The organism is Actinomadura rubteroloni (assembly GCF_002911665.1).
Taxonomy (GTDB): Bacteria; Actinomycetota; Actinomycetes; order Streptosporangiales; family Streptosporangiaceae; genus Spirillospora; species Spirillospora rubteroloni.
Window position 1 is genome coordinate 218735 of the sequence record NZ_MTBP01000003.1, and the last position, 14644, is coordinate 233378.

The following is a 14644-nucleotide window of genomic DNA, read 5'->3' on the forward strand; positions in this document are numbered from 1 at the left end:
AGGCTCCACCGCACCGGCATGCCGTCGTGTCTCGTGGGACCTGAACCACTACCGCCGCGGATCGCATGCCGCCGAGATCATCCTCAATTAATTTCTGGAAGTATCAGCGACGCGGCAGACCGGCTGCAAAAAGGTAAGTGGATTGTGTCCGCGTGGTGATCTTGACGAGACGGGGCAAACAGCAAAGCGGATTTTCCGGCCGCTGTCGATATCGCGGCCGGGAAATTTCGTGGCCGAAGGCAGACAACCCGCGTGTATTGACGGATGGATTCGCGTCGCACGATCGTGAGGCTGATCCGCAGATGGAAGGGGCGGGCTTGACGCTGAACGATGCGCTGGTCAAGGTTTACGGCGACCGGGCTTATACGCACGTAACGATGGTGCGGCATCAGGGAACGACCGTCGCGTTCGCGATGGACGCTTCCCGGCGCGTTTTCTATTCGGTGCTGGACCTGGCCGGAGACCAGAAGAAGGGAACGGCGGACTCGGCGTACTGGAGCGAGAACCCGGTCGAGCTGGCCTTCCCCAGGGAGCTGGCCGAAGTCGGGTACGCCATCGCGGGGGCCACGGCCATGCCGACGGTCAAGCGCGGCGGCGCGGAGGCCGCCGCCGGCGAGCAGCCGTCGCCCGCCGAGATCGACGGGTTCCTGTCCACGACCGCGCGGCTGACGGCGGCGGCCCCGTTCCAGGTCGTCTCCGACGGGACGTACGTGGTGGTGCTGCGGCAGGCGATCGGCGAAGCGCACCCCGCCGCGGTGTTCAAGCTGACCGGGGGCGGCTGCTCGGGCGACACGTCCCGGGCCGACCTCGTCCGCGACGGGACCGGGCGGGTGCCGCTCGTCCGCGACACGCTGCTGTGCGACCGGTTCCTGCTGGTGGACGGCAGGCTCAAGCCCGTCATGGAGGTGCGGTACCGGCGGAGCCGGCACGCCACCCGCCCCGAGTCGGCCAAGGACACGCTCGGCACCGAGGACATGGAGGGCCGCCCGTTCTACGAGCCGACGCAGGAGCTGTCGTTCGTCCGGAACCTCAGCGCGGGGCGGTTCGCGGCCGTGCTGGTGCCGACCGCCGTCCACGGGACGCAGCGCTGGCAGTTGTTCGCGCACAACGACGCCACCGGCCGCATCGACGGGTTCAACGTCGAGCAGGGCGTCCAGGGCCTGTTCAACACGCGGGGCACGCAGTTCTACACGAGCCCGGACCCGCTCTACCGCGACGCCGTGTTCGAGCGGAGTCCGGGCAAGTGCCCGTTCACCGGCAAGGACCTGGTGCCGGTGCGGCGCGCGGACGGGCACGCCGGGACGGCCGTCCGCCTGACCGGCAAGGACACTTACGTCGAGCTGAACGACGTGAAGGACGTCCTCGGGTTCGACGGCGACCCGTACACGATCGAGGCGTGGATCAAACCGGCCGCCCACGACGGCCCCGTGGTGTCGCGGGGGACGTCCTACCAGCTTGAGGTGGACGTCGACGGGCACGTGTGCCTGTCCCACGACGGCGCCACGCAGCCGGTGAAGTCGAGCGTGACCGTCCCCGCGGACGCCTACTCCCACATCGCCGCCGTCTACGACGGCACGACCGCGTCACTGTACGTCGACGGCAGGCCCGTCGGCAGCGGTGCGATGCCCTACGCCGAGGAGGCGGGCGCGACGACGGTGGTCGGCGGGACGACGGCCGCGGGCACCACGTCCGGCGCCTTCACCGGGGACGTGGACGAGGTCCGCATGTGGAACCGGGCGCGCGGCGCCGCCGAGATCCGCGAGACCATGAACCACCGGCTGGTCGGCAACGAGCCGGGGCTGGCGGCCTACTACCGGTTCGACGAGGGCTCGGGCGCCCGGGTGTACGACCAGACCGACCACGCGGGGCACGGCACGCTGAAGGGCGCTCCCCGGTGGACGAGCTCGGACGCCCCGGTCGGCGACCATCCGGGGATCCGGCGCGACAGCTTCACCGTGTCCGGCCGCAAGGTCGTCTCCGGCATGTCGGCCCTGCTCTACCACCAGCAGGAGACCGTTCCCGCCGGGTACGGCGCCGCGTCCAAGCCCGCCAAGCGGCAGGCGCGGGTCATGCTGGTCTGGTCGACGGAGAAGAAGTCCGGTTCGAGCAAGGACGCGTGCGTGGCGAGCGTGGACTTCGGCGTCGGCCGCGACGGCCGGCTGGGCCTGGTGCCGGAGGTGCTGGACCCGGCCCTGGTCAAGCGGCCCGCCAAGGGCGCGGACTCCGAGCGGATCGCCGAACTCCAGCAGCAGATCAAGCGGCTGGAGGCGGAGATCGCCGCGCTACGCCCCCGGATCGCCGAGCTGACCGGCATGGCCGGGAAGGTCCCCGAGTACCAGGCGGTCCACGATCAGCTCAAGCGCGAACTGGACGACCTCCAGCGGCGCTACGACGCCGAGAAGGACCTGCTCACGTCCTACCGGTACCGGCTGTACGCGAAGAACACGCGCCTCTATGACGGCAAGACCTGGCCGCAGGTCGTCGTCGTCGCAGGCTCTTCGGCCCAGCCCTCCAGCCTGCTGGCCTACCCGACGGACCAGGAGTCGCCGTCCCACTGCTGGACCGTCGAGAAGGCGGGCTGGTACCAGAACGGGCCGACGTACTACCGGCTCCGCTACCAGCTCTTCAACAAGTGCCTGTGCGCCGCGAACGGCTCGACGTCCGAGCGGGCGCAGCTCACCGTCCGGGCCGCCCCGGACTCCCTCGACTGGGAGTGGGAGCTGCGGCAGGAGGGCGAGTACTTCCGCATCGTCAACCAGGTGACCGGGCTCGCCGTCACCGTGGGCGACAGCGCCCAGATGTTCCAGTCCAGCGACGGCCTGAAGACCGACGCGGGCCTGTGGCGGCTGCAACGCGTGGAGATGCTGTCGAACCTGGACAAGCTCACGCAGGAGGCCAGGAACAAGTGGTCCGTGGCCGCCGCCGACCTCCAGCGGGCGCAGTCGGCCCTGCAGCGCCTCACCGAGCTGCAGCGCGAACTGGCCGCCAAGGAAGCTGAGCTGACGGCGGCGCAGGACGAGCTGACCCGCCTGTCCGGCGGCCTCCAGGGCAACGACGACCTGACCGTCGCCATGCCGATGCACGGGATGGACCGCACCGGCCTGAGCCACTACGCCGGCCTGCTCGACTTCGCCCGCGGTTCCGACACCCCCGCGCTGCTCGACAGCGGCACCGGCGACGTCGTGCTGTACTTCCGCGGGGAGAACGAGCAGTTCTTCGCCGCCTACTACGACACGTTCGTGGTCCGCGGTTCGCAGGAACTCACGGCGGACGGCGGACGGCTCACCTTCACCGCCCGGGACGCGGGCTTGGCGCTGGAGTCCGGGACGATCGAGGTGGCCGACGGCGACGTCCCCGGCCGCTGCGACGTGACCATCACCGTCGGCGGCGAGACCGAGACCTGGACGTCGCTGCCCCGCAAGGCGAGCACGATGGCCGCCGCGCTGGCCGGGAGCGCCGGTGAGCCGGTGGCGGTCGGGACGGCCGTGTCGGTGAGCGGTTCGGACGTCCAGCTCACCGAGGGGACGACCGTCAAGTTCCCGAAGGGGGCCCATCTGCTGATCGGCGGGCGCGGGTTCGCCGCCGCCGCCGACACCGCCGCCGGTGCCAAGACGATCACCTTGACGGCGTTCGACGCGGCGGTCTCGGCGATCTCGGCGGGCGACGGCGTGAGCCTGGTCGGCTACGACTTCGGACGCGCGTCCTCCAGCCGTCCCGGAGTGCCGATGTCGGCCGGCTCGCGTCTGGTCGGGCTCGTCCCCGGCGACGTGGAATCCGTCCCCAACGGCAAGGCCAAGCCGTTCGTCACCGGCAACGGCTGCCGCTGGCGGGCCAAGATGCCCGGACGCGCCTACTTCTTCGACGGCAAGGAGCAGCAGCACCTGCGGTTGCCCGCCGACAAACTCGCCCAGGCGTCCACGACGGGCGACCTGTCGCTGGAGGCGTGGGTCTACCCCGAGGAGGGGCAGGGCAGGCTCGTTCACGGCAACACGGGCGAGTCGTCCTACTCGCTGGCGCTGGCCCAGGCGCCGCTACCGGTGCAGTCCTTCGACGGCACCAACCAGGTCGTCCTGACCGAGACGCTCGACCTGTCCGGCCGCGACTTCACCATCGAGCTGTGGGCCAAGCGCAACAACGTCCGCGGCCGCCGGGAGGCGCTGCTCACGCACGGCGTCATGTCCGGGCGGGCGGACCAGAGCCTGCACCTGTTCTTCGAGACGAACAACACCTTCGGCTTCGGCCTGTTCGCCGACGACCTCTACACCAAGGACCCCTACCCCGACCTGGACTGGCACCACTGGGCCGCGACGTACAAGCACGCCACCCGCGAGCAGATCCTCTACCGGGACGGCGTCGAGGTCGCCCGCCGCACCGCCACCGGCTCCTACGCCGGGAACGGGCCGCTGGTCCTCGGCGTCCAGCCCTTCACCGGCGACCGCCTGGACGGCCATATCGACGAGGTCCGCGTCTTCGGCCGGGTGCGCACCCCCGAGGAGATCAACGCCGAGCGGTGGCAGCGGATCTCCCCCCGCACGCCCGGACTGCTCGGCCACTGGACGTTCACCGGGACGGCCGCCGCCTCCCCGATCAAGGGCTACCAGGTCGTCGCGCGGGCCGGCAGCCGCGTCCTGCGCTCGGCCGAGCGGTTCGCCTGCAACGAGTGGGCGCACGTCGCCGCGACGTACAAGCAGGCGTGGGCGCTCCAGATGCTCGGCGCGGGAAGCGCGGTGGTGACCGCGCAGCCCGCCTTGGACGTCCTGGACGACCTCACCATCGAGGTGTTCGTCCGGTTCGCGCAGATCGGCCACGCCATCACCCTGGTCGCCAAGGGCAAGGCCGTCGACGGCGGGCCGGGCGGGGTGCCCTACCACCTCGCCGTCCGCCCGGACGGGATGCTGGAGTTCGCCTTCGCCGAGGCGGACGGCAAGGTGGTGCGCTACGCGTCCGCCCAGCCCGTCAGGGCGGGGACGTTCCACCGCGTGTCCCTGATCCGGCGGCGGCAGCGACCGGCCGGATCGGCGACCACTCCGCCTTCCGCCGAGGCGCCGCCGACCGAGATCCGCTTCTACCTCGACGGCAACCTCGTGGGCGACCACCGCTACACCGGCCCCGGAGCGCAGGCCAACGGGAACGACGTCGAACTCGGCTACGGGCTGTCCGGCGAGCTGTGCGAGGTACGGCTGTGGAGCACCGCCCGGGACCCCCAGCAGCTCGGCCTGCCCACCACCGAACGCGACAAGGGCCTGCTGGCGCGCTGGGCGTTCGACGAGAACGCGGGGAACGTCGCCTTCGACAACCGGGGCTCCTACCCGGCCCGGCTGCGCAACACGACCTGGACGCGCGACCCCGACCCCAAGGCCAGCCCGCTGCGGCTGTTCCGCAACGGGCGCCCGCTGTCCGAAGGCCCGCTGAACGCGGCCGAGGACGGCGTCCCCTACGGCGACCGGCAGCTCACCCTCGGCGCGCGCCTGCACTCGGGCCGGGCGCTGGAGCCGCTGACCGGAACGCTGGAAGAGGTGCGGATCTGGCGCGTCACGCGCACCCCCGAGCAGATCCTCGACAACCTGTTCACCCGCCTGCGCGGCGGAAAGCAGGACCTCATCGCCTACTGGAGCTTCGACCGCGACTCCACCACGGCGACCGCCACGTCCGTCTACGACGACGGGCTGCGCGGCAACGACCTGACCTTCCCGGCCAAGCGGCCCCGCATCCTGCTGTCCACGGCGCCGGTCTCCACCGACACCGCCGAGGTGCGCTCGGCGCTGGCCGCCGTCCGCACCCCCTTCCACGACGTCATCGGCTCCGCCCCGGTCGTCTCCGAGTACGCCGACATGCAGTTCACGTCCGCCGGCGACATGGCCGGTGTGCTCAAACGCTGTTACGGCTACCTGCGCCAGGGCCGCTGGCACCTGGTCACCGGCTACAAGGTCGGCGACCTGGTCACCGAGTGGGTGGGCCAGGTGCAGTTCGACCCGCAGCTCATCGGCTACATCGAGGGCGCGCCGCCGGTGCCGTCGGAGAACCTCACCGAGGACGGCGGCCACGCGGGGGCGTCATCGGTGGAGTTCACCGAGGCCGACCAGGTCACCTACAACCTGTCCGCCAGCAGGACCCGCAGCGTCAACACGGCCTTCTCCGGCTCGCTGGGCCTGGAGACCGACGCCAGCGTCCTGTCGATCACCGCGCCGATGGGGATCGGGACGGCGCAGCCGGCGGTGGACGGCCAGTTGAAGATCAGGGCGAACCTCGCGCTGGAGTTCTCGAACTCCTGGAGCGAGGACACCCAGGTCTCCCAGGGGCTGAACACCACCCGCAACGCCCGGATGGCGCTGGCCGGGCACGTGGAGGACCCGTCCCGCACGCTCAACCCCGTCCTCGGCCGCCGGTACGTGCCCGCCAACACGGGCATGGCGCTGGTGCAGTCGGAGACCGCCGACGTGTTCGCGCTGCGCCTGGCCCACACCGGGGTGCTGGTCGCCTACCGGATGACGCCCAATCCCGACATCCCCAAGGACTGGAACATCATCCACTTCCCGATCAACCCCCGCTACGTGAAGCAGGGCACCCTGGACGGCGCGGTCGGCTTCAGCGACCAGGGCAAGGTCACCGACCCCGACTACCCGACCGCGGTCGGGTACGGGGAGAACAGCTACTTCAAGCCCCGCGACGCCTACGCGCTCAAGAACCGCATCAACCGCGACCAGCAGCGCCTCCACGCCTACTACGAGTCGATCTCGACCGACACCCATGCGCCGGACCCGACCCAGCAGCAGGCCCAGTCCGTCCTGCGGGGGATGGGCGTGGACGCCCCGAAAACCGCCCCCGGCGGCGGGACCGCGGGGAGCGCCGCGGCCAACGGCCACTCGCACCGCGACCTGGTCAACACCTACGTCTGGACGGCCCAGGGCGGCTTCTTCTCCGAGAGCACCGAGGCCACGGACGCCGTCACCCAGACGACGTCCGGCTCCTACTCCTTCACCGGGAAGATCGGCTACAGCGAGGAGTTCTCCATCGGGTTCTTCGGCCTGGGGCTGAGCGGCGGCTTCGACGCCTCCTTCGGCGGCGGCATGAGCACCACCCGCACCCGCGCCAAGAACGCCTCCCGCTCGTTCGGCCTCAGCGTCGCGTGCGCCCCGTCCGGCAACCTGCAGAAGCGGGACAAGGACGGCAAAGCGGTGTTCGACGCCGCCGGGAAGCCGGTCCTGGTGCCGGGCAAGGTGGACGCCTACCGCTTCTTCACCTTCTACCTCGGCGAGAGCGGCGCCAACTTCGACGACTTCTACAACAAGGTCATCGACCCGGTCTGGCTCGCCAACAGCGGGGCCGCCGACGCCGCCGCCCTGCGCCAGACCCGCCAGTCCTCGGCCAAGCCGCCGTGCTGGCGCATCCTGCACCGCGTCACCTTCATCAGCCGGGTCCTGCCGCCCGTCCCGGCCCCCGGCGCGCCGCCCCTGGAGAAGGCGATCCGCGCCGAGAACATCGACAGCAACTACGAACTGATCAAGCGCCTCGAACCCTACGTCCGCACCGCGACCAAGGGCACCGGCGAACTGGCCACGGCCACCCGCGCCGCGCTCGCCGCCCACCTGCCCGAACTCCTGCCCCACGCCCCCGAGATCATCGAATACCTGACCCTCTACTACAACGTCCGCGACTGATCCGTCGGCCTCCGGTGCCGCGCCGCCCGTCCGACGGTGCGGCACCGGACCGCCGAGAGTTCGTGTGGGTGTCGGCTGCGGATTGGGGTGGGCGGAGGTGGGTGCGGGCGAGCAGGATCAGCGTGCGGGCGTGGTCGTAGTGGTCGCCGATGTGGTCGAACAGGACGCGGGCTTGGTCGAGTGGGTTGTGCGCGCGTCCTGGCTGCCGTGACCCCGTTCGGCTCGAAGCGATCGGGACACTTCGGGAGTGGAAGCCAGATGGCGCGTGGCGAGTCTCGCCCTCGCCCGGCTGGAGGACCGGCACGATGCCCGGCGGCCCGTGCCGACAGCCGCTGGCCCGGTCGCTGAGTCAGGCTCGGGCTCCGACGCGCTCGCCATGGCCGTGCGGTGGGAGCATTACGCTTCCGCGGTCCCGCCCTAGTTCGGTTCCTATCTCAATCTGAAGTCGGCGGCCTCGGCCGCAAGCTACAACTCATCCACCAATGAGATGATGTTTTAGGGTATACTACGGATTGAATCTTCGAAGTCGGTCGAGGCCCCATGTCTTGGTGATGAGTTCCATTCGCGAACGCCACCCGCTGCTCGGTTTTGTTCACCGAACGAAAATGGTGCCCACAACTTCGCCGGCGACCTGGCCGACTGCCGGAACCGCATCCCTGTACGAATTCAAGCTCGACATCTCATTCACCAGCGTGCTCGCGACTCCCGGGAGCCACAATGACCACGATGAGGGCTTTGGCAATACGCGCTATGGTGCGCATCGGCTTCAAGCATGTGATCGGTGCTCCGATACCGCTGGCATGGAGACGCGCCTACCTCGAAGCCCTGGCGCGGCAGCTTCCCCTGCCGGACGGTGTCACCACCGAACGTCTGCCGATTGGTGGCATTCCCTCGGTCCGGTTACGACCGTCGACCGGAGTCTCACCCTTGCACGTCCTGCACTTTCACGGCGGGGGCTTCGTGGCGGGGTCGCCGCGTCTGTCGCTGTCGTTCGCAGGGCACCTTGCGGAGGCTTGCGGCTGCACGGTCGACCTGCCCGACTACCGCAGGGCCCCGGAACACCCCTACCCCGCCGCCCCTCAAGATGCTTGGAGGGCGTACCAGTCACTGATCGAGTCGGGAGTCGACTCCCGGAATCTGATCGTGGCGGGCGAATCCGCCGGCGCGGCCTTGGCTTTGAGCGCGGCGCTCAAGGCCCGCGACGAAGGAGCGCCGCCACCGGCAGCCGTGGTGATGTTGTCGCCGTGGATCGAATTGGACACTCTGAGCGTCGGCCGAAGACTGAAGGCAGCGGACCCGGCCCTGACGGAGGGTGCGGCCAAGCGCACCGCACGGCTCTACGCGCCACCATATTGCTTGAAAGAGGCCTCTCCCGCTCTATCGTCGCTGGCCGGCCTGCCGTGCCTCATCGTCCACTGCGGAGAGTACGAGATCCTTCGTCCCCAAGCGGAGGCTTTCGTGACGCGCGCGAAGAGCGCGGGGGTCCCGGTCGTGTATCGGGTACTGCCGAAGATGTGGCACGCCGTCCACGTCTTGGCCGCCGTCGTCCCCGAGGGCCGCCACGCCGTCGAACAACTGGCAGACGAGTTGGTCGACGTGACTACGCGACAGGACCCAGGAACCTAAACCATCCCAGCCCGCTGTCTCGGGCCTCGGCCATTGCCCGATGTAGCGGTGGCAGAGCGCAAGTTGAGCTGGGGCAGAGCGGTAGCCGTCGCGGCGGTTGACCCGCTCGTCCGAGCGCTGGCGGTAGCCCGCGCCGCAGACCGCGTAGGCCTTGGCCATCGACCGCAACACGTCGGGCTCACACCCCCGATCTGTTCGGCCAACCAGCCCGCAGGGTCTATAGCGTTATCCGGCAGACCCGCTGCGGGCGCACGGCAGGCGGGTGATGCTGTGGATGAGACCTGAATAGGTGTGCACCGGTGGTTCGGTCGCGTGGATATCGGGGGCGTGGGTGAGAAGTTCCCGGTAGAAGACGCCGACTTCGTGCTTGGCGAGGTGGGCGCCGAGGCAGTAGTGCGGGCCGGCGGCGCCAAAGCCGACGTGGGGATTGGGGTTGCGGGTGATGTCGAACGCGTAGGGACGGTCGAAGACCTCTTCGTCGCGGTTGGCGGAGATGTAGTAGAGGATGAGCCGGTCTCCGGTACGGAAGGCGTGACCGGCCACAGTGGTGTCCTGGGTGGCGTTGCGGCGCATCCACGTACCGGGGGTGGCATGGCGGATGGCCTCTTCGACGGCTCCGGGCATTCGTTCGTCCAAGTCGGCCAACAGAAGGCGTTTCTGCTCGGGGTTTTCCGTCAAAAGCGTGAGCATATGCGCGAGGGTGCTGCGGACGGTGTCGTTTCCTCCCACCAGAAGGATGCGCAGGAACGCCCCGAGCTCGGCGTCGGTGAGGTGCCTGCCGTTGATGGTGGCCTGGACGAGGGTGGTCACTACGTCGTCAGCGGGGTGGACGCGGCGATGGCGGGCGAGGTCGCCCATGAGCGTGTTGAAGTAGGTGACCGCTTCGCTCACGGCGGCAAGACTGTGCCGATTGGTGCTGTCGCCGATCTCGGTGACGACCTCGGTCGCCTTCACCACCTCGTCGTGGGCGGAGACCGGGACACCGACGATGGCGGCGATGACGCGCAGTGGCAGCTGCACGGCGGCCTCGGTGACGAAGTCGCAGGGTGTCTTGTCCAGGAGTTCACGGGTGACGGCCTTCACGACACCGGTGATCAGCTCGTCATAGCGGCGGACGGCGCGGGGGGTGAAGGCTTGGGAGACCACGCGCCGCATGTCGGTGTGGCGCGGTGGGTCCATGTGCAGGAGGGAACCTTCAGCGTCGCCCTGGAGAGCGGGCGAAAGGTCTTCGAGGGTGCTGGCGGGGCTTGAGCTGAAGATCTCGGGATGCCGCGAGACTTCGGTGATCTCCGCGTGCCGGGCGAGAGCGTAGAAGCCGTAGGGGGCGGCGTCGGCGCGAGGCGGCTGGTAGGGGAAGAAGATGGGCTCCCTGGCCGCCCGCAGCCGGGAGAAGAACGCGTCACGCTCCTCGGCGGTCCGCTTCCAGAACGCCGGGTACAGGGGGTTGTCGAACGTGTTTTCGGCATCGGTCCGGAATGGTGTGGTCATTTGTCTCACCTCGCGTTCGGTGGCCACATATAGGAGGGAGTGTCGGCCGGCATGGGACCGCCGACCGTGCCTGCGGCGATGAACCACCCCAGGTAGACGAGAGTTGCGATGTTCGCTACTCCGATCGCGGACAGGGCGCGGGTGAGGTTCGCGGTCGTGGGGGTGGAGGCGAGTTCGGCGCCGCGGTAGATCCAGGGAGTGGTGCCGCGGGTGCGTTCCAGGTACCACATCAGCGCGAAGGGGGTGGTGAAGACGGAGGCGCTGAAGACCTTGGACAAGGGGAGGTTGTACCAGTGGCCGGCGAAGAGGGCGGCCGGCCGCCAGGCGTGCGCGTGTGAGTAGATGCCGGTGCTGATCCAGGCGAATTCGAAGACCGCGTCGGCGATCATTCCGGCGAGGAAGATCGCGGTCACCAGACGGATCCAGCTCCAGCGGGGGAACCGGTCGGCGATTTTGAGGGCCATCCAGCACTGGGCCCACACCCACAAGATGAGGATGCCGAAGCCGACACCGGTGATGGCGACGGGGGCTTCGAACAAGAGCTCTCGATGGGGAGGATCCCAGCCGGGGATATAGGGGCCCCAGGAGTTGACGCGCAGGACGTACCGGTTCACCACGAAGGTGATCTCGCGATAGTTGAACAGTGGGCTCTGCCAGGAGGCGAGGATGAAACCCAGGAACATGCCCGCATTGAGGGTGAAGTGTCCACGGCTCCGACAGTCGCGGACCACGTACACGGCGCAGATGATCGCGATGGTGACCGTGGCCGCCTGAACAGCCCAGGTGATGGCGGTGCGGACCGGCGAGATGCTGCCACCGGCGTTATCGGGGGAGTGCACGCCGGCGGCGGCCCAGCGGGCCATGACCCATGCCCCCATCACCAGCGAGGCGACGCCGACAAGGGCGCACCAGAAGGCCGGGGTCGTGACGAGGCGGCGGGCGGGGGCGTCGTCGGCCGCGTCAGAGGGGACCTTTTTCATCGTGGGATGTCCGTTGTTTCGCTATCGGGTTTGCCGTGCAGGAGGCCGATGAAGCTTCCGGCGGCCTGCGGGGGAGTCCACTTGTTGGCGATGCGCAGCAGTTCGGCCAAGTGGGCGGCGAGCGGGAGCGGAGTACCGGTGGCGCGGGACTGGGTCAGCGCGGCATCGAGGTCTTTGACCAGGTCTTCCAGTGAGCCGATGGCCTGGTCATGTGGGGGGGACATCAGCGGCAGGTAGTGCTGGAAGAGGGCGCTGTCAGCGAAGCCGCCGGCCAGTCCTTGAAGGAGGCTTTCGGGTGGAATGCCGGATGCTCGGGCGAAAGTGGCGGCCTCGGCGATGCCCCAGGTGGTGGCGGCGACGATGATCTGGTTGCACAGCTTCGTGGCCTGCCCGCTGCCGACCGGGCCCATGAGGGTGTGCCGGCGTGCGTAGCACCGCAGTACAGGAAGGGCACGGTCGAAGTCCGCGGTGCTGCCGCCGGCCATGACGGTGAGGGTGCCGCGTTCGGCGGCGGGGGTGCCGCCGGACACGGGCGCGTCGAGCCAGGAGATGCCATTGGCGGCGAACAGCCGGTCGGCGATGCTGCGGGTGGCGTCGGGAGCGATGCTCGAGTGGTCGATGACGAGTTGCTTGCGCGCGGGGACGGTGTGCAGACCGTCCGGTCCGAAGGCGATGGCGGTGACCGCTTCGCGGTCAGTGACGCACATCGCGAGGATGTCGCAGGTGCGGGCGACGTCCGCCGGAGTTGTGGCGACCCGGGCGCCGGCGGCGTGCAGCGGCTCGGCCTTGCGCTGGGTTCGGTTCCACACGGTGAGCGGGAAACCCGCGTCCAGGACGCGGCGGGCCATTCTGCTGCCCAGCACGCCCAGCCCGATGAAGCCGACTGTGGGGTTCATGGCAGGGCTCCTCCGATCGGGGGCCATGGGGCGGGCCGTGAATGAGTCTGTTCCCGGCGCCCTTCGATCAGGTGATCTGCCGGATGATGGTGTTGAGGCTCCAGTACGAGGTTTCGCGTTGGAAGAGACCGTCGGGAGAGAAGGTGAACACGCTCAGGCCCCGCTTGGTGAAACGTCGGCCCATCACGGCGTTCTCGGTCAGTCTGGGGAAGTGCCCGACCACCGTCGCCGACAGAGTCCATTTCGTGCCGATCTCACCGTCGGAGCCCTCCAGATAGCCCTCCAGGGTGAGTTCTTCGTCGTGGAAGGCGTCGAACCATTTCACGACGTCCGTGCGGAGCTGTTCTTTGCTCTGGACGACACTCTCGAGCGCGAGGTCTTCCAGGTAGATGTCCTCGGCGAAGCACGACAGGTAGCCGTCGAGGTCGTTGGTGCAGAGCGAGTGCGCCCAGGCGCGGAACACTTTCTCACGATCGGACGGAATGGCCATGGCGGCTTTCATCCTCTCCTTCTGGGGTCAGTGCGAAGTGGTGCGGATGCCGGTCAGCAGGCGGGCTATGTCGGTCAGGTCGGATGTGGCGGCGGCGACGGCGACATAGCCGTCGGGGCGGATGAGGACGCACTCCTCTTTGGGGCCGATGACGTGCTGGTGGGTGGCGATGGGGTGGGCGCGGGCGAGCTCTTCGGCCCGCGCAGTGATCTCGGAGTTCTCGGTGGGTCCTTTACTGACCACCCGGAAGAGGCTGGTTCGTTCTTCAGGCCGTGCCCAGGTGGGTGATGGGCGGCCTACGACCGAGGCTGAGGACAGGCGGCCCAGGCGGTGGGGACGGACGGGCACCGGGGCGCCCAGAGGCGTGTTGGGATAGCTCGTCTTTTGTCCGGCGAGTTTCGCCACGTACCAGGCTTGGACGGCAGGCGAGCCCTGAATGCTCCGCAGTAGGACGTTCCGGGCAGAGTTCCATGGGGGACGGAGCAGCGCGACGCGGGCGACAATGCCTGTCATACGCAGGATCTGCTCGGCTGCGGAGCGGCGCTCGACGCTATAGGTGTCGAGGATGTCGGGATTGAGTTGTCCGTTGATGACGCCGACGAGTTTCCAGGCGAGGTTCCGGGCGTCTTGCATGCCGAGGTTCGCGCCCTGGCCGCCGACAGGGTAGTGGATGTGGGCCGCGTCCCCCAGGAGGAAGACCCGGCCGACCCTCATGTCCCGGACGAGGGCTTCTTCCGAGGTGAAGTGGGTGAGCAAGGTCAGGTCACTGATCTTCGCATCGTGGTTCCGGCGGCGAAGAAGGGCCTGCGCCGCCTCGGCGGTGGGGTCGGCGGTGTCGGTGACGTCGCCGGCGATCCGGTAGAGGTCACCGGGCAGCGGCGCGACGAGAAGTGCCCCCTTGTCGGTGAGAACGTATTCGATCTCGGTGCGGGCCGGGGCGGGGGCGAGATTCCCTTCGGCGAGCAGGAACCGGGACGTGGCCCGGGCGCGGACGGCGGCGACGTTGAGGACGGTGCGGACGGTGGAGTGGGCCCCGTCCGCTGCGATCAGCCATGGCGCGTCCAGCGTGCCGGTCTCTCCGTTGCCGCGAGTGACCTGCGCTCTGACCCCGCCGGGCGTCTGGGTGACGTCGGTGACCCGGACCGGGCGTTCGACCGTCACGCCCATGGTGTTGAGGGCCTTTTCCAGCAGCCGGTCGGTGTGGTGCTGGGGCAGGATCAGTGGCGCGGTGTCGTCCGCGAATCGGAACCTGGCCAGTCGCCTCTTGTCGGTGCTGTAAGTGAACGATTCGGGCCGGATCCCGAGGTCGAGGGCTTCGTCCAGAAGTCCGTGGTCGCGGAGGATCGCCAGCTGCGGGGGCCACAGCAGGATGGACCGGGAGCCGGCCGCCGGCTGCGGGTGAGCGTCCACGATGCGCACGGTGGTGCCATGCCGCAGCAGCTCGCAGGCGGCCGCCAGTCCGCAGGGGCCGGCGCCGATGACCAGGACCTGAGCGGGATCCATCGA

General features: G+C 69.1%; 7 protein-coding genes. 2 read left to right on the top strand and 5 right to left on the bottom strand.

Going from position 1 to position 14644, the window contains the following annotated elements:
* Positions 1-317: 317 nt before the first annotated feature.
* Together BTM25_RS22355 and BTM25_RS22360 are read left to right on the top strand one after the other, a co-directional pair.
* A complete protein-coding gene (locus BTM25_RS22355) occupies positions 318-7658 on the top strand; it encodes a LamG-like jellyroll fold domain-containing protein (protein WP_205648221.1) in 7341 nt (2446 codons plus the stop codon).
* Between the two features lie 750 nt (positions 7659-8408).
* Positions 8409-9284: an alpha/beta hydrolase gene (locus tag BTM25_RS22360; RefSeq protein WP_168212210.1), complete on the top strand. Its 876-nt coding sequence runs from the start codon at positions 8409-8411 to the stop codon at positions 9282-9284.
* A gap of 225 nt (positions 9285-9509) precedes the next feature.
* Here BTM25_RS22360 and BTM25_RS22365 read toward each other — a convergent pair whose 3' ends face one another.
* The 5 genes from BTM25_RS22365 to BTM25_RS22385 form a co-directional block, all read right to left on the bottom strand.
* Positions 9510-10772: a cytochrome P450 gene (locus BTM25_RS22365; protein ID WP_103564955.1), complete on the bottom strand. Its 1263-nt coding sequence runs from the start codon at positions 10770-10772 to the stop codon at positions 9510-9512.
* A gap of 5 nt (positions 10773-10777) precedes the next feature.
* Positions 10778-11752 (bottom strand): spirocyclase AveC family protein, encoded by a 975-nt coding sequence (locus BTM25_RS22370; RefSeq protein ID WP_103564956.1) that lies wholly within the window; start codon positions 11750-11752, stop codon positions 10778-10780.
* A complete protein-coding gene (locus BTM25_RS22375) occupies positions 11749-12648 on the bottom strand; it encodes an NAD(P)-dependent oxidoreductase (RefSeq protein ID WP_168212211.1) in 900 nt (299 codons plus the stop codon). Before BTM25_RS22375 ends, BTM25_RS22370 begins: the two co-directional genes overlap by 4 nt.
* Positions 12649-12715: 67 nt before the next feature.
* Positions 12716-13150: a nuclear transport factor 2 family protein gene (locus BTM25_RS22380; protein WP_146059113.1), complete on the bottom strand. Its 435-nt coding sequence runs from the start codon at positions 13148-13150 to the stop codon at positions 12716-12718.
* A gap of 15 nt (positions 13151-13165) precedes the next feature.
* A complete protein-coding gene (locus BTM25_RS22385; RefSeq protein ID WP_103564959.1) occupies positions 13166-14641 on the bottom strand; it encodes an FAD-dependent oxidoreductase in 1476 nt (491 codons plus the stop codon).
* Between the last annotated feature and the right edge of the window lie 3 nt (positions 14642-14644).